The sequence below is a fragment of the Streptomyces sp. SYSU D01066-1 genome (genome assembly GCF_054956795.1).
The window spans coordinates 57,040-81,022 of the sequence record NZ_JBUDHV010000016.1; the positions used below are offsets into that span (position 1 = coordinate 57,040).

Consider the following 23,983-nt stretch of genomic DNA (forward strand, 5'->3'; position numbering starts at 1 on the left):
AGGGCCGGAAGACGCCGAACGGTACCCGATGGGGCAGCCGGCGGCCACTCAGCGTGTGAGGACGCCGAGAGCCAGGTCCAGTGACCGCATGGAGGCGTCGGCGTCCCCGGTGGCCTTGCCCCGCAGGGCGCCGCCCTCGAAGGCGTCGATGAGGAAGGCCGCCAGGTCGCGGGCGGGCTCCGGGGAGGTGATCTCCCCTGCCGCACGCCCTTGCTCGATGATGTCGGCCAAGGCGTCGGTCCATTCGCCGAGACTGCCGCGAACGGCCGAGCCGACCTCGTCGCCCGCCGTGGGCGTCTCACTGGCCATGGTGACCAGCAGGCAGCCGAACTCGACGCCGGTGTCCTTGGTCCGAGCCGCCTGCCCGGCGAAGTGGGCCCGCAGCCGCTGCACCGCCGGGCGGTCGTCGGCCGCCTCCAGCATGGTGAAATCCGTACCGTCGCTGTAGCGGCGGACGATCTCCGCGGCCAGTTCCTGCTTGCTCTTGAAGTGGTTGTAGAACGACCCCTTCGGCACCCCTGCCGCACTGGTGATGTCCTGCACGCTCGCGCCGTTGAAACCTTGGCGACGGAACACGGTCTCCGCGTGTTCGATCAGCTTTCCTTTGACGCTCACCTGGGGCATCTATCCAATATGGCCGGTCTGCTTGGCTTCGTCAAGACTTCCGCCGCCGAGCTGCGGGCGACGCCCGCTTGACCTCTAAGGTGACCGGTCGTATTGCATAGCGGTCGGCCGAACGCCCTCGCTGCCACCCGAAAGGAGGCGATAATGGCCAGTGACACTTCCGCCCGCCCCAGACTCGCGCTGAACACCCTCAGTGTCGCGCTCGGTCCGGCCGGGCTGGCGGGGACGTGGAGCGCGGCAGGCGACCTCCTCGGAGCGCCCGGCGCGGTCGGTGACGTGCTGTGGGCGACGGCGGCCGGGGCGTGGCTCCTGATCCTCACGCGTTACCTCGGGGCCGCCGGTCCCCACTGCGTCGCCGAGGACCTGCGCCACCCGGTCACCGGCCCGTTCGCCGCCCTGGCACCCGTCGTCGGTTCGCTCCTCGGCGCCCGGCTGGCGCAGCAGCATCCCGCGCTGGGCCACATCCTGGTCTGGTCCATGCTGGTGCTCAGCGCGGCGTTCGGCGCCTGGTTCGTGGCCGCGCTGCTCACCGTGCCGCGCGAGGCGGGGTCCTTGCACGGCGCCTATCTGCTGCCGACCGTGGCGGCCTCGCTGATCTCGGCGCAGTCGGTCGCCGCCACCGGCCACCGGGGAGCCACCACCGCGCTGTTCGCCGCGGGTGTCATCTTCTGGCTGCTGATCGGCGGACTGCTGCTGGTGCGGTTCGCCACCGGTCCCACCGTTCCGGAGCAGTTGCTGCCGACGCTCGCGGTGTTCTCCGCGCCACCCACCGTCGCCGGCAACGCCTGGTGGGCGATCGCCGGTCCCGGCCGGGACGAGGTCCAGCTCGCCCTGCTCGGCACCCTGGCGGCCCTCCTGCTGCCGCACCTCTTCCTGCTCCCCAAGTACCTAAGGATGAAGTTCACCCTCGGCTTCCGGGCGTTCACCTTCACCCTCGCAGCCAGCGCGACCTACGGGGTGCGCATGCTGTCCCTGTCCCCATCGGCCTGGCACACCGCCTTGAGCTGGACGGTCGTCGGGACCGCCACCGCACTGATCGGCGCCGTGGCCGCCCGCTCCCTCGCGTTCCTCCCCCGGCCGCACCGTCTCGCCCACCCCGGACACGTCCAGCACACCTGACCGGCCCGTGTCACCTACATGTGGGTGCGTCCTGCACGGACCACTCCCCCGCAACACCCTGAGGCCGCGATGTCCAGCCAGGACCACGCGGCCTCCGCGCTGCGGCGGCCCGGTCCGCACGGCCAGAGCCCACCCTGTACCCCTGACATGTGACATGCGCGCCCGCAGGAGGGCCCCGGCGGGCCATGACGGTCGTGACAGGTGAGCATGCCTGAAGGGTCACCCGCGCGAGCACTGGCCCACGTGTGCTCCCGAGGTGGGTAGCATGCGCACCACCGTCCTTACCGAGGGAGTGAAACGTCGTGACCAGCCAGTCGACAGCCACCGTCCGATCGCGGCTGGTGGAGCAAGCCGCGTCGGACCTGGAAGAGAACCGCCGTCAGCAGCGCGAACTGACCGAGCGGATGGCGGTGTTGCAGCAGGAGGAAGCCCTCCTGACGGACATCTTGAACCTCGCCCAGCGTTACGAGGGCATCGCGGACCGGTCCCCGCTCCCTGAGCAACTGCGGGACGAGTCGGTCACCACGAAGACCAAGCGGACGACCGGGGGCACGGCTTCGCGACGCTCCGGCAGGACCGCCGCTTCGGTGACTGGGAGGACAAAGACCGGTGCGAAGGGGAAAACGCAGCGGCCCCTCCTCAGTGACCTGCTGCTGGAGCTGCTCGGCCGGCACGACGCCCCCTGCGCGGCCGCGGACCTGCGCAACGAGCTGCTGGAGGCGCACCCGAATCGCAACCCGACGCCGCAGGTGGTGCGGAACACCCTGGAGTCGCTGGTCGCCAAGGGCCGCATCCGCCGCCACAAGGAGCAGCGTTCCGTCATGTACACCGCCGTGCCGGAGGCGAAGAGCTGAGGAGTGAACTCAGACCGCGTCCTACGTGGTAAGGCGGCCGAGTCGCTTCTAGCCGCCGCACAATCTCCTGCTCACCGTCTGGCCGCGCTCCATGGAGAACATCGCCGCCTTCGAGACGCGACTGGGCGTTCACTTCCCCCGAACTGACCGCCGCGGACCGGGCGGTGACCCTGTGGCGAAACCGGGTCTGTACGGTGAGCGGCCCTGTCTCGCATTCGGTGGTGACGGAGCGGGGCCCTCCACCTTGATCGTGGACACCTCGACACTGGATTTTGAGTCCAGGGAGAGGAGTCCCAGGTGGGGACCTGTAAATACTCGGCGGAGTTCCGGGCGGACGCGGTGGCGCCGGCCCGTTCGTCGGGCCGGCCCGTCTCGCGCATCGCCGCCGAGCTCGGCGTGAACCACGAGACGCTGCGGCAGTGGATCAGGACCGCGGAGCATGCCGAGCGGCCCGAGGCGGTCGCAGAGTCCGCGAAGGACGCGGAGATCGCGGCCTTGCGCGAGCAGGTCCGCGAGCTGGAGATGGAACGCGACGGTAGCGCCACCCGTTCCCCGGGCTGACCTTCGATTTGCTGATCACCGGCCCATGGAGCCCCGGCGCTGACCTCGTAGAAGCGTGATCCGGGGTCGGTCCCGCCGGGCGGGAGGGCATCACCAGATCTTTACCGCCCCGCCCGCCAGGCGGGCCGCCGGGCCAGCCCGAGACGGTATGCCGCCGGTGTGTGCACAGTCCGCCGCATGAATACGAACCTGCTCCACGGAAACCTTTGCCCGCTGTGTGGCCGGCCCCTCACGCTGCGCCCGACCGTCACCGTCCACTCGAACGTGCCGTACCCCACCCGGACCGACTACCTGCCCCACTGCACCGTCTGCGCCAACCACCTGCCCGACGTGCACAGGTGGAACGACCTGATGAACGACCGCTACGGCCTCTGACCCGGACCGTGCGAATACCGCGCCACGACCTCGACGGCACCACCCAGCACGACTGAGCACCACATCACCGACGCCCTTCAACACGAACAGCCATCACCGCCCCCGGCCACCGGACACTGTTGGTGAATGGGGCCGAGCTGTTTGCGTCCCGCTGCCGTCAGGCGGCGGGACGCAGTGCTTCGAAGCGCGAAATGCGGGTTCCGCTCCGCGGGGTGCCGTTGGTCCAGGCGTCGAGTCGGGTGAGGTTCATCGCTGCTGCGGATCCCGGCCGCGGTCGCCGGGCTCGACCGGGGCCGCCGAGGGACGCGGTCGGGTCCGCCGCGTCACCGGGAGTCGTCGGTCTCCGGATGCCGGCCGGGCCCCTGGTCCCGTCCGGCCAGCGGGGTCGGCGACAGGTCGGACGGGTCCTCGCCCGGCTCCAGGAGGGTGTCCGCGGCACCGACGATCAGCGGGTCGGGCTTGCCGACCGCGGCGGCGTCCTTCGCGGGGTAGTCGCACCGGTCCAGCAGACTGCGCATGGCCTCCAGCCGGCCGCGCCGCTTGTCGTTGTTCTTCACGACCGTCCAGTGCGCGTACGGGGTGTCGGTAGCCCGGAACATCCGGACCTTGGCGGTGGTGTAGTCGTCCCAGCGGTCCAGGGAGGCGAGGTCCGTCGGGGAGAGCTTCCAGCGCCGTACGGGGTCGACCTGGCGGATGGCGAACCGGGTGCGCTGCTCGGAGCGGGACACCGAGAACCAGAACTTCACCAGCATGATGCCGTCCCGGGTGAGCATCTCCTCGAACAGCGGAGCCTGCTCCAGGAACGTCTCGTACTCGTCGTCCGTGCAGAAGCCCATGACGCGTTCGACACCGGCCCGGTTGTACCAGGAGCGGTCGAAGAAGACCATCTCGCCGCGGGCCGGCAGGTGTGCCACGTACCGCTGGAAGTACCACTGGCCGGACTCGCGCTCGGTCGGTTTCTCCAGGGCCACCACGCGGGCGCCGCGCGGGTTGAGCCGCTCGGTGAACCGCTGGATCGTGCCGCCCTTGCCGGCCGCGTCCCGGCCCTCGAAGAGGATGACGACGCGCTGGCCGGTCTCCTTCACCCAGCGTTGCATCTTGAGGAGTTCGATCTGCAGGACGCGTTTGGTCCGCTCGTACTCCGCGCGCCGTATGCGCCGGTCGTAGGGGTGGTTCTCCCGCCAGGTCTGGACGGGCCGGCCCTCGGCGTCGAGGAGGACCGGCCGTTCGGGCCGGGTGTGGTCCACGCTGAGTCCGTCGAGCAGGGCCGCCTTGTCGGGGCCCGCCGTGTCGTCGTGCTTCACCATCGCCTTTCTCCGGGTCGGGTCCGCGGCCTAGAACGGCAGGCGGCCGCGGGCGCGGCGACCGGCGGAGCCGCTGCGGCCGACGGCGCGGGAGCTGGAGCTGAACGGTTTGCTGAACAGTCGGCCGAGGGGGCCGGGCGCCTTGGACCCGGCGCGGGACCCGAGACCGAGGCCGCGCTGGGCGCCGTTCTGCGGGTGCCGGGACAGGCGTGGCAGCAGGAAGGCCAGCAGCGCCAGGACGACGCAGCCGGCAAGGACTATGCCGATGACCATCACAGTCTCCAGGGCTCGGGGCTCGGGATCTTTGTCGGTTCTGCGGACCGAATGCCCAGATCGTCCGGGGCCACTCCGCCGGACGGGGGACGGACAGGGACGCGTCCCGGCCGGTCCGGCCGGCGCACCTGGTGCCACGGCGCAACGTTTGCCCGTCAAGAAGCGGCGCCCCGGTTCGGCCGGGGCACCCGGCTGGCTGCCATCCTCGGCGTGTCCGTGAGCCGGAGCACCGTCCTGCGCCTGATCGATGCCCTTCCCGAGCCCGAAGCGCCGGCGCCGCGGGTGGTCGGCGTGGACGAGTACGCCACCCGCGAAGGCCGCCGCTACGGCATCGTCCTGGTCGACATCAGAACCCGCCGCCCGATCGATCTCCTCCCGGAGCGGCAGGCATCGAGCAGGGCCGCCCGGCTCCCCCAGCGGCCCGGCGTCGAGGTCGTGTGCCGGGAACGGGCGCCGTTCTTCGCCGAGGGCGCCACTATCGGTGCACCGCAGGCGGTCCAGGTCGCGGACCAGCGGCACTGGCTTTGTTCATGAGAACGGACAGCAGATGTTCACTACTTCGGGAGGCACCGCTGTCCGGCGCTGTTCGATTGCGGAACAAGTCGGAGACCGGCTGCCGGCACCTTGGGCAGTCCGCTAGAAGAAGCCAGCGGGCATGGGCTGCGTGAGGTTCTCGAGGATCTCGCGCAACCACGGACTGCGGACGGCTGGCAGCCGGACCAGGGTGTGCTGAAACGCGCCCGGATCGGCCCGGAACAAGTACCCGGGACGCGGTGCGGGTGGGTCGTCGCGGAGGACGCCACCGGGCATGCCGCCCGACGCGGGAACTGGCAGGTGCGGCTCGGGGAAGGCCAGCCACAGCCACACCCCGAACGGCACAGGCACCGGGGAGGCCGTAGTGGCAGGGCCGGCCGGTTCTCAAGTCTCTCCGGTCTGCGGATAGGTCGGCACGAGGACGATGTCAGCGTCCGCGTTGGGGGTGGGCTGTCCTGGTCCGGCTAGGACAGCGCGCCGTGTCGGCGGACCCGCGGGCAACGGAGCGTCGGGGGCGCGCTGCGGCACTGCTGGCGGTCGAGCACGCGCCGCCCGGCCACCGGGGGCGGTACGCGGGCTTCCCGCAACTGGGGCCCTCCGTGGGGTTCTTCGGCGCCACGGGGGTCTTCCTGCTGCTGTCCACCTGGGTGAGCGACGAGACCTTCCGGTCATGGGCGTGGCGCGTGCCGTTCCTGCTGTCCCTGGTGCTGGTGGGGGTGGGGCTGCTCGTCCGGCTCCGGATCACCGAGACCCCCTCGTTCCGGAAGGCGGCGGACCACCGGACCGTGGCGGTCCCGATCGCCGAGATCGTCCGGCGCCATCCCCGGGAACTGCTCCTCGGCTCCGGGGCGATGGTCGTCACGTACCGCCTGTTCTGCACAGCGACCACGTACTGCCTGTCCTACGGAACCAAGACGCTCGGTGTCGGCCGCACTCCCATGCTGCTGGCCTCCATGTCCGCCGTCGTCTTCCTCGCCGTCGGCACCTGGATGGCCGCGACCGGCTCCGACCGCGTCGGACGCAAGCCGGTGGCCCTGTGGGGCACGGTCGCGGCGGCCGGGTGGGGACCGCTGATCTTTCCGCTGCTGGACACCGGCCGCCTGCCACTGATCATCCTCGCGCTCGGCGGCGCGCTGTTCCTCATGGGCGTGATCTACGGACCCATGGGGGCGTTCCTGCCCGAGTTGTTCCCTGTCCGGCTGCGCTATTCCGGGGCCGGTCTCGCCTACAGCCTCGGCGGGGTGGCGGGAGGCGCGGTGGCGCCCTTGGTGGCCACCCGTCTCCAGTCCGCGTCCGGCTCGGCGTCGGTCGGCTGGTACGTGAGCGCCACGGCCGTGGTGTCCCTGATATGCCTGCTGCTTCTGCCGGAGAGCCGGGAGCGAGGGAGCATGGACGCCTGACGGCGGCGGGCGGGAGAGGGCCGGGCTCCGGAACACCTCGTGCGGTCCTCGCACAGATCTCCCAGCGCCGCGGGGGACCTCGCATCACGCTTCAGGTACTCGCCTATCCGGCGGTTGACCGGTTCGACGACAGTCCCTCGATGTACGAGAACATGGCGGGGCCGGTCCTCTCCCGTTCCTACCTCGAGTGGTTCTGGGGCGCCTACCTCAATACCCCGGACCAGGGCGCCGACCCGCGGGTCTCGCCGGCACGCTCCGACGAACTGGCCGGACTCGCCCCCGCCGTCATCGCCACCGCCGAGAACGACCCCCTGCGCGACCAGGGCGACCGCTACGCCCGCAAGCTGGCCGACGCCGGCGTGCCGGTCCAGCACCTTCCGGTCGCGGGAGCCGTTCACGGTTTCCTCTCGTTCACCGGTTCAGTGCAGCTCTCGCGTGACGTACTGGACCAGCTCGCGGACGCCGTGGCCACAGCATTCGACCGATCTGGCCCGCACGGCCCCGCCGGCCGCCGGTCTTCTGTCGTACGCAAGCAGGACAACGATCACCACTGTGCCGACTCCCGCTGTGAAACGGCCGGTCCGGGGCTGCCCGGACCGGCCGCCTCGGCTGCGGCAACTCGTAGCCGTCCTGGTGGATGCGTCAATTTAACGGCTGGTACCGGTTGTCGAGTGGTCAGTTGTTGCTCGGGGTCAGGCGGCCCTCGAAGGGGATCTGGAAGGCGTTCAGGGGTGCCTTCCCGCGCATGGTCCACCGCTTGCGGCCCTTCCCCCGTCGGGTCCAGGCTCATCAACGCCACGGAGACACACATGAGGGCCGCAGCCTCGTTCCTGACCTCGGCGCTCGGACGGCTTCCGCGGGAGCTCCTCTGCGACGGCGTGTACCTGGCCGGTGGGCCAGGTACACGCCGACACCATCACCCGCTTCACCGAGAACATCCTCACCGAGGACCACGGTGACGTCACCGACGTCCTCCGCCAGTTGGAGGCAGCGGGGATGAAGCAGGCGATGGAGGCACGCCCGGCGCACCGCACCACCGCGTAGCCGCACCTCCGGGACGGCGGGGATACGGTGCGGCGCGCATCCCCGGGCGCACATCCGCTCCACCGTGGTGCGGTCCCCCGGCATCACCGCACGGCATCGGGGTGCGCCAAGGCCGGGCGAGCTCCTCCATCACACATCCCCTTGACCGTGGCCTGATCGTGAGCCGAAACCGGCGATATCACGACATCACAGGGGATGAAGAAGTCAGGCTGCGGAGTCCTGACGGATCGTGGTGGAGAACAGGATGAGGAGCACTCCGAGGATCTGTGCGCCGGTCAAATGCTCGTGATTGACGAGTGCGGCGAGGAGGGTGGCAGTGAGCGGTTCGAGGAAAAGAGCGATGATTGCCCCCCTGGGGCCCGCGTAGCGCAGGCCAGTGAAGTAGCTGCTGTAGGCGACAGCCGTGGGGACCAGGCCGAGGAAGAGCACGGCACCGATTACTGCGGGACGGGCCGGGATGCCCATTCCGACCGTCAGTGTGACGGGCAGCAGCAGGAGACCTCCAGTCAGGAAGCCCAGTCCGGTGGTGGTGATGTGGTCCAGGCCGGGAAGTGCTTCACGGCGGTCCATCGACAGCGCGGCGAAGCCTGCTGCAGCCAGTAGCGCCAGGCCGGTGCCGGCCATCCGATGAGCGCCTGCGGTCGGCGAGCCGATCAGCGATACCAGGCCCGCGAGCGCGATGACCAAGGAGACGATGGCGCGGCGGGTTGGTGGGCGCCGGTCGAGGAATGCCGTCCCAGCAGTGATCAGGATGGAGACTGCGACCATCGTGGTCAGGGTGGCCAGGCCGACCGAGGTAGCAGCTACCGCTGCGAAGTAGGCGGCCTGGTAGCAGGCCAGCAGGAGACCGGCAGCGGCGATGCGGAACAGACTCCGTGAGTCCCGCGGTACCCCGACGAGTCGTCCACTCACCAGGGCGTATCCGGTGATGAGGGTGCCTCCGATCAGCAGGCGGTATGCGGCCACAGCGACCGGGGCCAAGCCGGTGTACGAGGCGAGGATCGAACCGGCGAGACCGCCGGTTCCCCACAGCACTCCAGCCAGGACGAGGAGGGTGGTGCCGTTCCGCGACACCGGTGCAGCGGAAAGAGACGAGCGTGCAGGCATGAAAGAGGACTCCAGCTTCGACGCGGAGAAAGGGAAATGGCGTCAAAGCAGGGCATCAGCGGATCGACGGCTGATCAGGCAGCACCGAAGGGGGCCACGGCCGCTCGTCCGGCCGGGCCCAGCAGACACCCCGCTCAGAAGCGGGGCGGTGAGCAGATGATCCGATACTGATGCACGGCGCTCACCCTAGCGTTGGGCAGGCATCGGTTGCAGTAGGAATCCAAGCCATGGCCATTTCTGACGCAATGTGCGGAGCCTCAGGTGGAAACGTCTGTGGTCACAGGGGTGAAGGCACGTTGCTCATCGAAGGGCACGTTGTTGTGCAGGCAGTGGTGGAGCCGTCCGAGGAAACGGTTGAGCAGGTGACGCTGGGCGGCGTTGTGCCAGTCTCCGTGCTCACGTCGGCGCCGGTAGTAGGCGTTGGCCCCGGAGGATGCCTGGAGGGCCGAGGAGGCCCAGAGGAAGCCGGCGTGCATGAGCCGGTTGTTCTTGACGAAGCGGCGTCCGAGAAAGTGCTTCTTGCCGCAGGCCCGGGCGATCGGGCCGAGCCGGCGTACGACTTCAGGGCTCTGGCGTCGGCGAACCGTGTCCTGTCGTCGCCGGTCTCGGCGAGCACCCGGGCTCCGGGCAGGGGGCCGAGGCCGGGGAAGCTGAGCAGGATCTCGCTGTCGGCGTGCTACTTGAACGCGGCTTCGGCTGCCGTGGTGAGGTCGTCCGCGGCCTGGCAGGCGGCATCCAGCTGCTCGAGCAGCGCCAGCGGCTGTTGGCCGAACGCGTCCTCGACGGCCGGGTGATGCCGGGCGTACTCGGAGCGGAAGATTTACCGCAGGCGCGTGGTCTCGGTGTCGAAGCCGCGGGTGCGGCCGCTGCGCTTGAGGGCAGCGCGCAGCTGGGCGAGGGTGAGTTTCACGGCCTTCGCCGGGGTCGGGGCGAGGGTGAGGACCGTTCGGGCGTCTGCTCGGGTCAGGCCGCCTTCCTTGCCCTGGAAGGCGTGCAGGGCGGCGGGGTAGTACTCGCGCAGCAGCGAGCGGACCTGGTTGGCGACCTGCCGGCGGCTCCAGACGGTGTCCTGCTGGGCTCGGGCCAGTACGGTGATGACCTGGGCGAGTTCACTGTCGGCGGGCAGCGGCCGGTGAGCGTGCGTGTCGGTGCGCAGGGTGTTCGCCAGGACCAGGGCGTCGCCGGGGTCGGGCTTCTTGCGGCTGACGCCGTGCCGGTCGCGGTAGCGGGAGGCGGCAAGCGGGTTGATCGCGAAGACCTTGCGATCACCGGCGCGCAGGGCGGCCACGAGCAGGCCACGGCTGGTTTCGACGGCCACAGGTATGGGGGTCTCCGGGCTGTCGCCGTGTTCGGCCAACAGGTCCAGAAGCTTGCTGTAGCCGGCCGCGTCATCGCTGATGCGAGCCTTGGCGAGCAGGGTGCCGGTGTCGTCGACGACGGCGACGTGGTGGTGGTGCTCCGCCCAGTCGATGCCGCAGAACCCGGTCGAGCCATCCTCCCAGATCCGTTCATTTACGCAGGTCACGAGCACATGCGGGTCGCGCAGCGTCCTAATCCCAGGACTCGCAGGTCCGCCATCTCAGTAGCCGTTCGTGACACCAGCGCGCCCCAGGGGCTCGGTCTGGCTGCAGAGCTCGTGACCTCGCGGATGAAACAAGAGGTCGGCCCTGGGGCGGGCTCGTGCCGTGACGATCAACGTTCGGCCAGCCGCCGGGAGTATCACGGTGATCGCGAAGGCGCCGGGCTGTACCGCTCTTGACGGAGGTCTCGAAGGACCAGGGAAACGAAGGCATCAGCCCGGCGCCCGCGTCATCACCGCGGGTACGGACGGCGGACAGCGGTGCCAGTCTCAGAGCGGGTCTTCTGGACCATGAGGGCCGCAGGCGTTCCGCTGCCCGTTGTCGACCGCTCACCCAGCCCCTTGCGGAGACCGGACCGAGCCGCCTACACCCCGCGGATTAGGGAAAACGTCGCGGTAGCGGAGCTGGGCAAGGGGGTCGCGCGCGTCCGGTCGCACCTGGACAAGGGGGGCGTCGGCGGCGGGCGAACCGGCGCGGTGCGGAGCATCGGGTTCGGCACACCGGCGCGCGCGAGAGTGTCAGAGCCTGTTCCTGAGCTCCAGTTCCGAGTAGCCCGGCGTTCTACGCCGGCCCGGTGTCCGAGGGCACCGGACGGTCCGGGGAGAGGACCCGCCGGGGCTGCGGGGAACGGCTGAGGCCGGATGCCCGGCCCGGGGCGATGTTCTGCTCGTCGGCGTGTCGTGCCAGGCTGTGGCGGCGGGAACGCCGGTTGCGCAAGCGCCTGGTGGCCGTCCAGGCCGGTGTTGGCGAGGCTGAGTGCCCCGAGTGCGGGGCCCGGGTGGACACGGGCTGCAAATGGCGGACCTTACCGGGGATCTCCCGCCCTGGCGCACCGTTTGGGGGTTCATGACCCCGCTGGGCGGCCTGCGGGGTCATCGGGCAGATCCGTGACCATCTTCCCGGGCGGATCCGCCGTGACATGGGCAAAGGACCCCGCGCGGTGGCCGCCGTGATCGACTCCCAGAGCGTGAAGGCCGCCGAGACCGTCTCCAAAGCCACCCGCGGCTACGAGGCGGGCAAGGAAATCAACGGCCGCAAGCGCCACCTGGTCTTCGCCACCCGAGGATTTCCGCTGCTGGTCATGGTCACACCCGCCGACCCGCACGACTCCGCCGCGGCGAAGGAAGTCCTGTTCCGCCTCCGCCTCATGCACCTCGAAATCACGATCGTGTGGGCCGACTCCGCCTACGCCGGAAAGCTCGCCGGCTGGGCAGAACAACACCTCGACCTCACCATCAAGCCCGTCAGCCGCCCCAAGGACGCCTCCGGCTTCGTCGTGCTGCCCCGCCGATGGGTCGTCGAACGCAGTCTCGCGTGGATGATGCACGCACGCCGCCATGCGCGGGACTACGGGCGTCTCGTCCAGCACTGCGAAACCCTGATCACCTGGGCCGCCATCACCCTCATGACCAGGCGCCTCGCCCGGAAAGGCGGCCGACACCCCCAGCTGGACAAGGAAGCCGACGCCTGCAGACGGCTGAGATCCCAGCCTTCGCGGGATGGGGCGTGACGCAACGGCGGCAGGTCAGGCAGTCTGCGCTAGCTGGGTCCGCCTGACAGGCCCTGGGCTCTGTGGGTGCGCTCCGCAATCCAGCCGGCCATCGCCCGCACGCCGACGCCGATGGCGCGCTCATCCGGGGAGAAGTCGGGGTAGTGCGGGTAACTCGTTGTGATAGATGCGCCAGGTGCACGGACACCGAGAAAGGTGTACGTACCGGGGATCCGGTTCAAGAAGAGGGCGAAGTCCTCGCCACTGAAGGGCGGGAAAGCGGCGTGGAGCTCGGTGACCATGTCCTGGCCGACGGTGTGGCGCAGGTGGTGGGCGAGCAGGCGGGCGTCGCGTTCTGGACAAACCATGGCCGGGAACGGCTCAGCGGGGAAGCTCACCCCGGCCCCCGCATACGGCATGGCCACTCGACGAATGCTTTCGCGCACCTGCACGTACCGCTCCTGCGGCCAGCAGCGATAGGACACACTCACCTTGGCTTCCTGCGCTGCTGCCCGGACGGCTACGAACCGGGCCAGCGGCCCGTTGGGTGTCTGGGCGTCAGCGACGATCCGCTCCAGGTCGGCTGGTGTCTGCGGTAGATCCACGGTTGCGAGCGCGCTGATATCGACAGCCAAGCGCCGCGCGGCATCGAGTGCGTCCGGCCCGGAGAGGGTCACCTCCGCCTTGTCCTGGCCCGGCATCCCGTAGCCCGGAGTCACGGCGAACTGGCCGACTGGGAACGGCCCGCAGTGCAGCGCATGGATTTCCTCGACGTACTCGTGCTCCAGCACACCTGAGTCGATCAGTGCGCGGGCGCCGGACAGCGTCTCCTCGGCAGGCTGGAAAAGGAAGACCACCGTTCCGCTCAATTGCTGCCGCAGCCGCGCCAGGACCCGCGCGACACCGATACTCACCGTGGTGTGGATGTCGTGTCCGCAGAGATGGGCCGGCGCGGGACCTCCTCCGACGATGTCTTTGGGCGGAACCGCGTCCATGTCCGCCCGGTAGGCAACGGTCCGGCCTGGCCGCGAGCCTTGCAGGACCCCGACAACCCCGTGGCCGCCCACTCCGGTGGTGACAGCCAGCCCCGCCGCCCGCAGCTCCCGGGCCACCACAATGGCCGTGCGCTGTTCCTGCCCCGGGGCCTCAGGGTGCCGATGGATGTCCCGCCGCAGCTGAATCAGCACGCGGTCCAGACGCGCCGCCTCGGCGGCCACCGCCGCCTGCTTCACCGGCCCTCTCCACCCACCTGCGACGGCCCTCCCCACGCCTCCCCACACCATTCCCGCGCCAGCCGCCGCTGTGCTGGCCAGTAACGTGCGGCGCGCGAGCGCGTGCTTCATTGGACGATTCACTGTTACCCCTTTGACCCAAGTCGTCTTCTAGGACACACGATCGCCGCGCACCGATGTCATTGCCCATCCGGTGAGCCACCCCTTGGCGGTGGGGATAGCCACACCAAGAGACATCACCGCATTGAGGCTGATGCTCCTCCGGCCTCGGTCCCTGACCGTTCGGACAGAGCCAGGGTCCAGAAACACGTACTCGGCTTGTTCTTTTCCCTCCGACCTCGAACAGTGTCTCGAACTGGGTCGCTCAGCTGGGGATTCGCCGGACGCGGGAGTGTTCAATGATCGGCGGATCCGGTGGTCATTGAACACTCCCACCGGGTCTTCCTCGACTTCTCGTGGGGGCGAGGAGACAACCGTCGGGCCGGGGAGGAACTCCCGGCCCGACACGATCCACGGGGGCCGCGGTCCCGTAGCCGGCTGCTCTTTGCCGCGCCCTGGCGAAAGGTGCCCCTCCCCTCGTACGGAGCAGAGGGAACGGCTGGTTTTTTGTGTCGCTGGAAGTCAATCGATGATGGCCAGGACGATTCCGATCAATCCCAACACGATGCCGGTCCAGATGAGAGTGACGAGAAGTGATTTCTTGGTCGTTGACATGCATCCACGGTGCTGAGTCCGTTACCGATGAGGTCCGTACCGCCTCCGGTCGCTGCCACGGACGCAGGCGTGGACAAGTCTCCTGAACCGATGGCAGACGCGATTCCCGCGCCAAGCGCCACCGCACCGCCGAGGAGTTGCAGGCCTGAGCCCGTACACCCCGGCGGGATCGTGCCGGTGGGGTCGGAGCGGTCGATGCAATCTCCGGCGGCGTACAGACAGGCATCGGCCTCCTGGTCGGCGGGGTCGGGCCGGGTGAAGCGGCCGAGGGTGGAGCCGTAGTGGCGGTGACCCATCTTGTACAGGCCCGCCGGGTCCCGGTAGGCGCCGGTGTGGCTGGGGGTGGCCTCGGTGGTGGTACCGCGGGGCAGGCCGGTGGGGCCGTAGGCGTAGGTGTGGGTGCGCTTGCCCGTGTCGTCGGCGAGGCCGAGGACGTTGCCGGTGGCGTCGGTGAGGTAGGAGCAGGAAGTAGGACTTGCCCCCGGTCGTCATGGAGTTCAGCGGGCCCGCCGGTTCGCGGATGTATCCGGTGTCGACGCCGTTGGTCGTCGTAGACGCCGGACCGAGTGCGGTGTGGTGGAACCACGTCGGGCCCCTCTTGGTCCGCTCGGGATTGTCCGCCTCTGCCACCGGCGGTGGCAGGCGGAGACCCGCCGCTCCTCGCTGAAGTCCACCGTCCTCGGCGGGCGCACCCTGCGCTCCCGGACGGTCCCCGGTCCCGAGCAGGAGGCCCACTCCCTGCTGACCGTCTGCCAGGCACTGATCCGGGTGGCCGGCGACCTCCCCACCGCGCACCCCGGGCTGTCTCCCCGGCCGACGGATGGGTCCCTTGACAGCAGCGTCTCCCGCCGGAGGCAACCGGTGTTGCGCGACATGGGACATGGCCTTTCCGGCCCGTCCGCCGCTGCCCACGTGGTGCGGGTGCCACGCGTCCTCGGTGCCGGTGACTCCGCCAGCCGCTCGGCCGAGGTGACGGAACCCTCCGGCGGGCCGAGTACGCCGGTGGGTCAGCCCGCCAGCCGGTGCGGATGCGCGGGGTAGACCCCGAGGACACGCACCTCGGAGGAGAAGAACCGCAGCTCGTCCAGGGCCAGGGCGAGGCGCTCGTCGTCGGGGTGGCCCTCGATCTCCACGTAGAAGCGGCTGGCGCCGAGCCCCGCGCCGATCTGGTAGCTCTCGATCTTGGTGAGGTTCACTCCGCTGCTGGCGAACCCGCCCAGCGCCTTGTACAGCGCGCTGGGGATGTTGCGCACGCTGAAGAACACGCTCGTCATGGCCGGCTGTCCGGGGTCCGGGGCGAAGACGGCGTCCCGGGACAGGACGACGAAGCGCGTGGTGTTGTCCGGGTCGTCCTCGACCTCGGCGCGCAGCACGTCGAGTCCGTACAGCCCGGCGGCGGCGGGCGGGGCCAGGGCCGCGTGCCGCGGATCGCCCAGTTCGGCCACCTCGCGCGCCGCGCCGGCGGTGTCGTCGCTGACCTGGGTGCGCCAGCCGCCCTCCCGCAGCAGCTTGCGGCACTGGCCCAGGGCGTGCACGTGGCTGCGGACGCACTCCACCTGGTCCAGGGTGGCGCCGGGCACGCCCATCAGGTCGAAGCGGATGGCGAGGAAGTACTCCGCGATGATGTACAGGCCCGACTCCGGCAGGAGATGGTGCACGTCTGCGACGCGTCCGGCCGCCGAGTTGTCCACCGGGATCACGGCGACGTCGGCGTCGCCGAGGGTCACGGCGTCCAGGGCCTGTTCGAAGCCGGTGCAGGGCAGTTCGGCGCACTCCGGGTAGAGGGCGCGCGCCGCGGTCGCCGAGTTGGATCCGGGTTCACCCTGGTATGCGACGGTCGTCACCGTGTTCAGCCTTCCTGCGGGGTTCTGTCGTCGGGCGGCAGAAGCTCCGTTGCGTACCGCGCCTGCTGAAGTATCGCCTGTCCGGCGCGGCGGGCGTCTCGGCCCGGTCCCGTCGCGCGGAGGCGGCCTTGTCCGTAGGGATCCTTCGCGGGTGGATCGTCCGGGGTGTGCCGGGCGGGCCGGAGCCCGCTTCGGGCGAGTGGCCTCCTGGTGGCCGGCGACCGCGCCTTCCGGACAACCCGTTGGCCGGTCACGGCGCCCGCTCCTGCGTTTCCGAAGGCCGTGCGGAGGACGAGGAGGTGGTGTCCGTGAACGTGTCGGCACGGGTGCTTCCCCCCTTCCGGGGACGCGGTCGGGCGGCAGGTCTTCCGGGAGCGCCGCTGTGAGCGCTCCCGGAAGGCATGGCGCACGCCGCCCGGGCGCCCTCCTCGTACGGCCCGGGGGCAAGGGCCCGGTCGGGTGCTCGGGCTGGGGCGCCCTCGGCGCCCGGCCGGCGGTGGCCGGCAGACGCACGGCCGCTGCGCTCACGGCGGCACCGGCCGCCGGTCACCGGCCGTACCGCCGTGAGCGACCGGGAAGGTTCCGGCAAGCGGGAGGGGACGCCGCCCGCCGGTGCGGTGGCTGGGCTCAGCCGGTGGCGAGCGCGGTGCGCAGGACGGTGACGGCCTGGTTGATGGCGGCTTCGGCGCCGTGGGTCTCGCGCAGGGCGTCGAGCATCACGAAGTCGTGGATGACACCCTGGACGCGGAGGGCGGTGACGGGCACGCCGGCCTGGCGGAGCTTGTTCGCGTAGGCCTCGCCCTCGTCGCGCAGGACGTCGGCCTCGGCGGTGATGACCAGGGCCGGGGGCAGGCCGGTGAGCTGCTCGGTGGTGGCGCGCAGCGGGGACGCGGTGATCTGGGCGCGCTCGGTCTCGTCGGTCGTGTACTGGTCCCAGAACCACCGCATGCCGTCGCGGCGCAGGAAGTAGCCGGTGGCGAACTGGTGGTAGGAGCCGGTGTCGAAGCTCGCGTCGGTGACCGGGTAGAAGAGCACCTGCTGGACGAGCGGGACGTCGCCGCGTTCCTTGGCCATCAGGGTCAGGGCGGCGGTCATGTTGCCGCCCACCGAGTCGCCGGCGACCGCCAGGCGGGTGGCGTCCAGGTCCTTGGCGGCGCCCTCGGTGACGATCCAGCGGGCGACGGCGTAGTTCTGCTCGATCGCGACCGGGTAGCGGGCCTCGGGCGAGAGGTCGTACTCGGGGAAGACGACGGCCGCGCCGGCGCCGACGGCGAGTTCGCGGACCAGGCGGTCGTGGGTGCGGGCGTTGCCGAAGACCCAGCCGGCGCCGTGGATGTAGAGGATCACCGGCAGGGTGCCCGCGGTACCGGCGGGACGGACGATCCGGGTCCGTACGGAACCGGTCGGGCCGCCCTCGACGGTGACCCACTCCTCGTCCACCGCCGGCTTGGCGATGTCACCGGACTGCACCTCGTCCACCGCCTTGCGGCCCTCCGCCGGCGGGAGGTCGAACAGGTACGGCGGATTGGCCGTGGCCTCGGCGAAGGCCTGGGCGGCGGGCTCCAGGACGGGGCGTGCGGGGGTCGCGTCGCTCATGACGTACTCCTCGGTTCGGGCGTGCTGCCGGAAGACCTCGCCGGCGGGTTCACCGGGAGGCGGCGGCACGACAGGAAGGTAGCGTGCGATTAAGTCGTGCGCAACTCATTAGGGTGCGACAACGGCCCGGATAGGATGCATATGCCGTGAACCGTGCCCGACCCGGGAGCCGCACCGTGCGCACGACCCCGAACGAACCGTCCTCGTCCCCGCAGGCTTCCCTCCTCCTGGACGACCAGCTCTGCTTCGCCCTGTACGCCGCCTCCCGCGCGGTCACGGCGCGCTACCGGCCGCTGCTCGACGCGCTCGGGCTGACCTACCCGCAGTACCTCGTCCTGCTGGTGCTGTGGGAGCGGGACTCGATCTCCGTCCGGGACCTGGGCACGGCGCTCCAACTGGAGTCGAGCACCCTGTCCCCGCTGCTGAAGCGCCTGGAGGCGGGCGGTCTGCTGCGCCGCGAGCGCCGCGCCGACGACGAGCGCTCCGTCGCCATCCGCCTCACCGACGCCGGTGCCGCCCTCCGGGACCGGGCAGCCGGCGTCCCGCCCGCCATCGGCGACGCCATGGGACTGACGCCCGAACAGGACGCCACGGCCAAGCAACTGCTGCGCCTGCTCACGGCCAACGTCTCCGGCCGGGGGCGCGACCAAGGGTAGGGAGGGCGGGCGGGACGGCGTCCGTCCCGCCCGCGGGCCGCGCCGGACCGGGTCGGGCGGGGCCGGCCGGGTCCGGCTTCGGTGTGCGCGCGGGGCGCCTAGGAGCGGAACGCCTGGAGGACGGTGCCCGGAAAGGAAGCCCGGCCATCTGGTGTACGCCGGTTCGTCATGAGGGCGTCCCGTGGCCGCACCGCGGTCCCGGCCTCGTCCAGCGGGCGGCGAAGGACCGGCCGGGTGTGCGGTGCCGGGGAGGGTCAGAAGTCGTAGTCGTCGATGTTCTCGGCGTTGAACACCGTCGGGTCTCCGAGGGTGATGACCCCGTCCTCGCCCAGCGCGAACCACCCCAGGTCACCGGCCAGGAACATCTGGCCCTCCCGGCCGGTGATCTGGCCCGAGGCGAGGGCGACCGCCGCGCGGGCGGCCAGCTCACCCAGTCGGGCCGGGTCCCAGAGCGCGAACGCCTCGACCGTGCCGTCCTCGACGTACGGCCGCATGTCGTTGGGGGCGCCGAGGCCGGTCAGCTTCACCGTGCCCTTGTACGAGGAGGCCGACAGGAAGTCGGCCGCGGCCTTGATGCCGTTGGTGGTCGGCGAGATGATGCCCTTCAGCTTCGGGTGTGCCGCGAGCAGGTCGCGCGTCTCGTCGTAGGACTTCTCGGCGTCGTCGTCGCCGTAGGCGATCTCGACGAGTGTCATGTCGTTGTACCGCGGGTCCTTCAGCTCGTTCTTCATGTGGCCGATCCAGGTGTTCTGGTTCGTCGCCGTCTTCGCCGCGGACAGGATGGCGATCTCGCCCTGGTAGTCGATCTGTTCGCCGAGCAGTTCGAGCTGCTTCACCGCGAGGTCCTCGGCGCTCGCCGGAGAGACGAAGGCGTTGCGGCACTCGGGCCGGGTGTCGGAGTCGAAGGTGACCACCTTGACACCTCGGTCGAGGGCTTTCTCCAGGGCGGGGCACAGCGCGTCGGGGTCCTGGGCGGAGACCGCCATGGCGTCCACGTCCTGCTGGGTGAGGCTCTCGATCTCGGAGACCTGGCCCGCGGTGTCGGCTCCGTCCCGCGTGCCGCCCTGCTTGAAGGTCGAGCCCAGTTCCCGCACGGCCCGTTCGCCGCCCTCGTCGGCCACTTCGAAGTACGGCGTGTTGACCTGCTTCGGCAGGAAGCCGATGGTGAGGCCCTTCTTCAGCGGCGCGTTGGGCGATGCCTCCGCGGCCGCCGCGTCCGCGGCGCCGGCCGTGGAGCTGCCGTTCAGGCTTCCGCACGCGCAGGACAGCAGGCCGAGCGAGGCGACCGTGGCGAACAGTACGGTCCTGCGGCGTGAAGTGATTCCGTGCATGCGCTTCTTTCCGAGGTGGGGGCACCCAAAGGAGTCGCGGGGGCCGTCAACGCGCCATGAAGGTTTCCACTACGTTGCCGGGACGTTAAGTAAGGCCACGGAGCGGCGTCAATAGGTGTGCGGCATGTTGTGTGTGGGGAAGTCGTGGTCTCTCCCCGGTTCTTCACCTGGGCCTTTCGATCACTCCGCGGAACGCTCCGGGAGTTTTCACTTCTCTTCACCATCGGACGGGCCGGCTCCGGGCGGTGCGCAATCCCCGTACGGTGGTCGCGTCGGCCCCGACCGGCTCACCGCCGCGGGCGACCGGACGAGAGGGTCTTTGCCGGTGTGGTGCCGTCGGCCTCGGCCGCGTCGGCGAGAGCCTCTGCGGCGGCTTTTGCGGCCCGTGCCGTGTCGTCCGCGGCCTGAGCGGACATGTCACCGCCGGAGGGCCTGTCGCGGGTGGCCGGGGACGGCGGCAGCACCTCGCTGAAGGCCCGGGACACCCCTTGGAGCGCGGAGGTGATTTCGCTGGGGATCATCCAGAAGTTGTTGCCCTGCCCCTGGGCGAGCTGCGGCAGCGCCTGGAGGTACTGGTAGGCGAGGAGTTTCGGGTCGGGGTCGTTGCGGTGCACGGCCTGGAACACCTCGTCGACGGCGCGGGACTGGCCCTCGGCCTGGAGGATCGCGGCCGTCCGGTTGCCCTCCGCGCGCAGGACGGCGGCCTGCTTGTCCCCCTCCGCCGTGAGGATCTGCGACTGGCGCTGCCCCTCGGCCCCGAGAATCGCGGCCCGTTTGTCCCGCTCGGCGCGCATCTGCTTCTGCATGGCGTCCTTGATCGACTGCGGGGGGTCGATGGCCTTGATCTCCACTCGGTTGACCCTCAGTCCCCACTTGCCCGTGGCCTCGTCCAGGACACCCCGGAGCTGGCTGTTGATCGTGTCGCGGGAGGTGAGGGTCTTCTCCAGGTCCATGGATCCCACGACGTTGCGCAAGGTGGTGACCGTGAGCTGTTCGACACCCTGCAGGAAGTTGGCGATCTCGTAGAACGCCGCGCGTGGGTCGGTGACCTGGAAGTACAGGACGGTGTCGATCTCGACGACCAGGTTGTCCTCGGTGATGACGGGTTGCGGTCTGAACGAGACGACCTGTTCCCGCAGGTCGATCAACGGGTGCACACGGTCGATGTAGGGGATGACGACGCTCAGGCCGGGGGTCAGGGTCCGGTGGTACCGGCCGAGCCGCTCGACGTTGCAGGCCCGCGCCTGCGGCACGATGCGTACCGCCCGGACCAAGGTGAAGATCACGACGATGGCGACGATCAGGCCGACGACGAGGGCAGCGGAGACATCCATCACTTCAGTCCCGGGGGTAGACGAGCGCCGTGGCGCCTCTGATCTCGATGACGTCGACGGTCGCGCCGGCCGAGATCACCAGCGTCTCGTCGTAGGAACGGGCCGTCCATTCCTCGCCGTCTATGCGCACCCGGCCGTCGGCCCCCGTCACCTCCGAGAGGACTCGGGCGGGCTTGCCGACCAGGGCCTCGGTGCCGAACCGGGCCGGTTGCGGGAGGAGGGCCCGGCGTAGCGCGACGGGGCGGACGAGCAGCAAGGTGGCCGCGGCGAGAACGCCGAACGCCAGGAACTGGAAGGGCAGCGGCACCCCGCTCGCCGCGAGTCCCGCGGTGACGAGCGCGGCCACGCCCAGCATTCCGAGCGCGGCGGTGAGAGTGAAGATCTCCACGACGACCAGACCAGCCGCGATGATCAACCAGATCAGCCATGGATCCATGACGCGCCCCCTCACCGGTCGGGGTGTGCGTGGAACTCGGTCGTCGCCGGCACCGGCCCATGGGACCGAAAGGCCGGTGAAGACACCTTTTGCTTCACTTTATGCTTCCTTCTCGCGCGGTGAAAGTGAGGCGGCGGCGCCCCGGGCGGCGAAGGGGCGGCGTCCCGGGTGATGTGCCGTCGGGGTGTTTACGGCGTAGTGTCCGCATATGGGCGATGTTCGGTACGGCTGGCGCGAGACGGCCCTGCCGGAGCCGGCCGGGCTCGACGGCCGCAGCCGCAGCCCGGTGTGCCGGTCCGGACGGTGGCGGGCACGGTATCGCCAGGCACGGCCGGAGCGCGGTGGCGACGACGCGGCGGCCGGGGCCGGCAGGACCGGCCGCGGGTGCGCGCGCTGCTCCGGGCGGCTGCCGCCCGGCGCGGGCGTGCGGGGCGTGGCCGTCTCGGCCTGCGTGTCGCCGCGGGCGCGAGTACGGGTGCGGGTGGGGAAGTGATGGACACCGCGATGGCGGCCGTGCTCCAGGAGAGCGGCGCTTTCGGCGGGCTGCTGTACGTGCTGCCGCCGGACGGGGAGGCGCTGTGGCTGGCGATGGTGGCGGGGGCTCCGCGTGAGATCACGACTCCGTGGAGACGGATCGCGCTGACCGATCCCATGCCGGTGGCGGACGCGGTACGCGAACGGCGCCTGGTCTGGGTCGGCAGCCAGGAGGAGATGGCCCGCCGCTACCCCAGGCCCGCGCTCGTCCTGCCGTACAAGTTCGCGCTGGCCGCCGCTCCGGTCGTCTCCGGCACCGCGATCCAGGGCGGACTGGTACTGCTCTTCTCCGGGGACCACCCGCCGCTGCTGAGCCAGGAGGAGCGTGAGGCCGTCCGGGCCGGCAGCGCCCGCCTGGGAGACCTGCTGCGAGAAGCCGCGGACCGCGGTGACCCGCTGCTGCCGGCCGACCGGCCGCGTCTGCTGCCGCCACCGGCCGGACGCGCTCCCTCCCCCGCCGAGGCGTCGGCGGTCGCGGCCTTCCTCGACCGGCTGCCGGGAGGGTCCTGCGCGCTGGACCCGCGGGGCCGTATCACCTTCATCACCCCGGCCGCAGCCGGTCTCCTCGGCGGTGACGCCGACGACCTGCTGGGCGCCCTGCCCTGGGAAGCGCTGCCGTGGATGGACGTTCCGCAGGTCGAGGACCGCTACCGGGCCGCGCTGGTCAGCCGGCAGCCCCAGGCGTTCACCGTCCTGCGCCCCCCGGACGTGTGGCTGTCCTTCGAGCTGTACCCGGACTCCTCCGGCATCAGCGTCCGCATCACGCGCGTCGAGCCGTCCGAGGACGCCCCCTCCGCCCGGCCCGGACCGACCGCGGGTCCCAGCCGGGCCACCGTGCTGTACCACCTGATGCACCTGGCCTCCACCCTCACCGAGGCCGTCGGTGTGCGGGACGTGGTCGAGCAGACCGCGGACCAGTTGCTGCCCGCTCTGGGGGCGCAGGCCATGGTGCTGATGACCGCCGAGGAGGGCCGCCTGAGGATCCTCGGACACCGCGGCTACCGCGCCGGAGTACTGGACCGTTTCGACGCCCTCCCCCTGGGCGCCGACATTCCCGGCGCCAGGGTCCTGGCCACCGGCGTACCGGAGTTCTTCTCGGACTTCGAGGAGATCCGGAGCGCCTACCCGCCCACCGCGCACGAGGACGAGATGGCGTCGTGGGCCTTCCTGCCGCTGATCGCCTCCGGCCGCCCCATCGGCTCGCTCCTCCTCGCCTACCGGCGGCGCCGCTTCTTCCCGCCCGGTGAGCGCGCCGTGCTGATGTCGCTGGCCGGTCTGGTCGGCCAGGCCCTGGACCGTGCCCGGCTCTACGACGCCAAACACAGCCTCGCCCACCGCCTGCAGTCCGGCCTGCTGCCGCACACGCTGCCGCGGGTTCCCGGCCTGAGAGTCGCCGCCCGTTACCTTCCGGCGGCCCGGGGCGTGGGCGTCGGCGGCGACTTCTACGACCTCATCCGCCTCGACGCGCGCACCGCCGGCGCCGCCATCGGTGACGTACAGGGACACAACGTCGACGCCGCCGCCCTCATGGGGCAGGTCCGCACCGCCGTCCACGCCCACGCCACCGTGGGGGCTTCCCCCGACAGTGTGCTGGCGAGCACCAACCGCCTGCTGACGGACCTCGACCCCGGGCTGTTCACCAGTTGCGCCTACGTCCACCTGGATCTCGCCACCCACCGGGCGTGTCTGGCCACCGCCGGGCACCCGCCGCCCCTGCTGCGCCACTCCGGCGGGCACACCGAACTCCTGCGCGTGCCCCCCGGTCTCCTGCTGGGCGTCGAACCCGACTCCCTGTACCCGACCCTGGAGTTCCCCCTGCCGCCGGGATGTGTGCTCGCCCTTTACACCGACGGCCTCGTCGAGGCTCCCGGCATCGACCTCGACGACGCGACCGCGGCCCTCGCCGGACTCCTGGAACAGGCCGATCCCACCGACCTCGACGTCATGGCCGACTCCCTCATCCGGCACGCCCCCACCCCCGGCGACGACATCGCTCTCCTCCTCATCAGCCCCGAAGACTGACGGAGAGGAACGTCAGGGAG

19 protein-coding genes and 5 pseudogenes are annotated in these 23,983 nt (G+C 70.7%); 11 read left to right on the forward strand and 13 right to left on the reverse strand.

All coding sequences use genetic code 11. The annotated features are described in order from the left end of the window. Positions 1 to 48: 48 nt before the first annotated feature. On the reverse strand, positions 49 to 624 hold the full coding sequence (locus ACY1JF_RS17335; protein ID WP_462706029.1) for a TetR/AcrR family transcriptional regulator: 576 nt from the start codon (positions 622 to 624) through the stop codon (positions 49 to 51). Positions 625 to 768: 144 nt separating this feature from the next. Here ACY1JF_RS17335 and ACY1JF_RS17340 point away from each other — a divergent pair, with 144 nt between their 5' ends. The 4 genes from ACY1JF_RS17340 to ACY1JF_RS17355 all read left to right on the forward strand — a co-directional run bounded on the left by ACY1JF_RS17340 (position 769) and on the right by ACY1JF_RS17355 (position 3,533). Continuing rightward, on the forward strand, positions 769 to 1,743 hold the full coding sequence (locus ACY1JF_RS17340; protein WP_462706030.1) for an SLAC1 family transporter: 975 nt from the start codon (positions 769 to 771) through the stop codon (positions 1,741 to 1,743). Positions 1,744 to 2,045: 302 nt separating this feature from the next. Further along, on the forward strand, positions 2,046 to 2,597 hold the full coding sequence (locus ACY1JF_RS17345; RefSeq protein ID WP_462706031.1) for a hypothetical protein: 552 nt from the start codon (positions 2,046 to 2,048) through the stop codon (positions 2,595 to 2,597). A 297-nt stretch (positions 2,598 to 2,894) separates the two neighbouring features. Continuing rightward, on the forward strand, positions 2,895 to 3,158 hold the full coding sequence (locus tag ACY1JF_RS17350; RefSeq protein ID WP_462706032.1) for a transposase: 264 nt from the start codon (positions 2,895 to 2,897) through the stop codon (positions 3,156 to 3,158). Positions 3,159 to 3,335: 177 nt separating this feature from the next. Beyond that, on the forward strand, positions 3,336 to 3,533 hold the full coding sequence (locus ACY1JF_RS17355) for a hypothetical protein (RefSeq protein WP_462706033.1): 198 nt from the start codon (positions 3,336 to 3,338) through the stop codon (positions 3,531 to 3,533). A 323-nt stretch (positions 3,534 to 3,856) separates the two neighbouring features. Here the strand turns inward: ACY1JF_RS17355 and ppk2 are convergent, their stop codons facing one another. Together ppk2 and ACY1JF_RS17365 are read right to left on the reverse strand one after the other, a co-directional pair. After that, positions 3,857 to 4,840 carry a polyphosphate kinase 2 gene (ppk2, locus tag ACY1JF_RS17360; protein WP_462706034.1) on the reverse strand — a complete coding sequence of 328 codons (984 nt, stop codon included), beginning with the start codon at positions 4,838 to 4,840 and terminating at the stop codon, positions 3,857 to 3,859. Positions 4,841 to 4,867: 27 nt separating this feature from the next. After that, the gene (locus tag ACY1JF_RS17365) at positions 4,868 to 5,113 is read right to left on the reverse strand and encodes a DUF6411 family protein (protein WP_462706035.1); all 246 of its coding nucleotides are present in this window, start codon (positions 5,111 to 5,113) and stop codon (positions 4,868 to 4,870) included. 213 nt (positions 5,114 to 5,326) lie between these two features. Here ACY1JF_RS17365 and ACY1JF_RS17370 point away from each other — a divergent pair, with 213 nt between their 5' ends. From ACY1JF_RS17370 to ACY1JF_RS17380, 3 genes and pseudogenes are all read left to right on the forward strand, one after another. Continuing rightward, positions 5,327 to 5,644, forward strand: a complete 318-nt coding sequence (locus ACY1JF_RS17370; protein WP_462706036.1) for a transposase — start codon at positions 5,327 to 5,329, stop codon at positions 5,642 to 5,644. Positions 5,645 to 6,123: 479 nt separating this feature from the next. Next, positions 6,124 to 7,044, forward strand: a complete 921-nt coding sequence (locus ACY1JF_RS17375; protein WP_462706037.1) for an MFS transporter — start codon at positions 6,124 to 6,126, stop codon at positions 7,042 to 7,044. After that, positions 6,993 to 7,439 (forward strand): annotated as a pseudogene (locus ACY1JF_RS17380) (alpha/beta hydrolase fold domain-containing protein); the annotation flags it as partial. The gene ACY1JF_RS17375 and the pseudogene ACY1JF_RS17380, both read left to right, overlap by 52 nt. A 280-nt stretch (positions 7,440 to 7,719) precedes the next feature. On the opposite strand, the pseudogene ACY1JF_RS17385 reads toward ACY1JF_RS17380, so the two are convergent. Beyond that, a pseudogene (locus tag ACY1JF_RS17385) lies at positions 7,720 to 7,873 on the reverse strand (IS256 family transposase); the annotation flags it as partial. A 62-nt stretch (positions 7,874 to 7,935) separates the two neighbouring features. Here ACY1JF_RS17385 and ACY1JF_RS17390 point away from each other — a divergent pair. Beyond that, on the forward strand, positions 7,936 to 8,088 hold the full coding sequence (locus ACY1JF_RS17390; protein WP_462706038.1) for a hypothetical protein: 153 nt from the start codon (positions 7,936 to 7,938) through the stop codon (positions 8,086 to 8,088). A 204-nt stretch (positions 8,089 to 8,292) separates the two neighbouring features. Here ACY1JF_RS17390 and ACY1JF_RS17395 read toward each other — a convergent pair whose 3' ends face one another. Then, positions 8,293 to 9,195 carry a DMT family transporter gene (locus ACY1JF_RS17395; RefSeq protein ID WP_462706039.1) on the reverse strand — a complete coding sequence of 301 codons (903 nt, stop codon included), beginning with the start codon at positions 9,193 to 9,195 and terminating at the stop codon, positions 8,293 to 8,295. Between the two features lie 257 nt (positions 9,196 to 9,452). Then, positions 9,453 to 10,699: pseudogene (locus ACY1JF_RS17400) on the reverse strand (IS110 family RNA-guided transposase). A gap of 854 nt (positions 10,700 to 11,553) precedes the next feature. Here ACY1JF_RS17400 and ACY1JF_RS17405 point away from each other — a divergent pair. Further along, positions 11,554 to 12,207: pseudogene (locus tag ACY1JF_RS17405) on the forward strand (IS5 family transposase); the annotation flags it as partial. Between the two features lie 107 nt (positions 12,208 to 12,314). Here the strand turns inward: ACY1JF_RS17405 and ACY1JF_RS17410 are convergent. From ACY1JF_RS17410 to ACY1JF_RS17425, 4 genes and pseudogenes are all read right to left on the reverse strand, one after another. Then, a complete protein-coding gene (locus ACY1JF_RS17410; protein ID WP_462706040.1) occupies positions 12,315 to 13,607 on the reverse strand; it encodes a M20 metallopeptidase family protein in 1,293 nt (430 codons plus the stop codon). A gap of 836 nt (positions 13,608 to 14,443) precedes the next feature. Next, positions 14,444 to 14,581: pseudogene (locus tag ACY1JF_RS17415) on the reverse strand (RHS repeat-associated core domain-containing protein); the annotation flags it as partial. A gap of 636 nt (positions 14,582 to 15,217) precedes the next feature. After that, positions 15,218 to 16,054 (reverse strand): prephenate dehydratase, encoded by an 837-nt coding sequence (locus ACY1JF_RS17420; protein WP_462706041.1) that lies wholly within the window; start codon positions 16,052 to 16,054, stop codon positions 15,218 to 15,220. A 627-nt stretch (positions 16,055 to 16,681) separates the two neighbouring features. Next, entirely contained in the window at positions 16,682 to 17,650 is a 969-nt protein-coding gene (locus ACY1JF_RS17425; protein ID WP_462706042.1) for an alpha/beta hydrolase, read from the reverse strand. 176 nt (positions 17,651 to 17,826) lie between these two features. On the opposite strand from ACY1JF_RS17425, the gene ACY1JF_RS17430 reads away from it, so the two are divergent. Continuing rightward, positions 17,827 to 18,306 (forward strand): MarR family winged helix-turn-helix transcriptional regulator, encoded by a 480-nt coding sequence (locus ACY1JF_RS17430; RefSeq protein ID WP_462706043.1) that lies wholly within the window; start codon positions 17,827 to 17,829, stop codon positions 18,304 to 18,306. Positions 18,307 to 18,560: 254 nt separating this feature from the next. Here ACY1JF_RS17430 and rhaS read toward each other — a convergent pair whose 3' ends face one another. The 3 genes from rhaS to ACY1JF_RS17445 form a co-directional block, all read right to left on the reverse strand. Beyond that, positions 18,561 to 19,637 carry a rhamnose ABC transporter substrate-binding protein gene (gene rhaS, locus ACY1JF_RS17435; RefSeq protein ID WP_462706044.1) on the reverse strand — a complete coding sequence of 359 codons (1,077 nt, stop codon included), beginning with the start codon at positions 19,635 to 19,637 and terminating at the stop codon, positions 18,561 to 18,563. Positions 19,638 to 19,924: 287 nt separating this feature from the next. After that, positions 19,925 to 20,971 (reverse strand): SPFH domain-containing protein, encoded by a 1,047-nt coding sequence (locus ACY1JF_RS17440; RefSeq protein ID WP_462706045.1) that lies wholly within the window; start codon positions 20,969 to 20,971, stop codon positions 19,925 to 19,927. 4 nt (positions 20,972 to 20,975) lie between these two features. Then, positions 20,976 to 21,407: an NfeD family protein gene (locus tag ACY1JF_RS17445; protein WP_462706046.1), complete on the reverse strand. Its 432-nt coding sequence runs from the start codon at positions 21,405 to 21,407 to the stop codon at positions 20,976 to 20,978. A 492-nt stretch (positions 21,408 to 21,899) separates the two neighbouring features. Here ACY1JF_RS17445 and ACY1JF_RS17450 point away from each other — a divergent pair, with 492 nt between their 5' ends. Next, positions 21,900 to 23,963 (forward strand): SpoIIE family protein phosphatase, encoded by a 2,064-nt coding sequence (locus tag ACY1JF_RS17450; protein ID WP_462706047.1) that lies wholly within the window; start codon positions 21,900 to 21,902, stop codon positions 23,961 to 23,963. Positions 23,964 to 23,983: the final 20 nt, after the last annotated feature.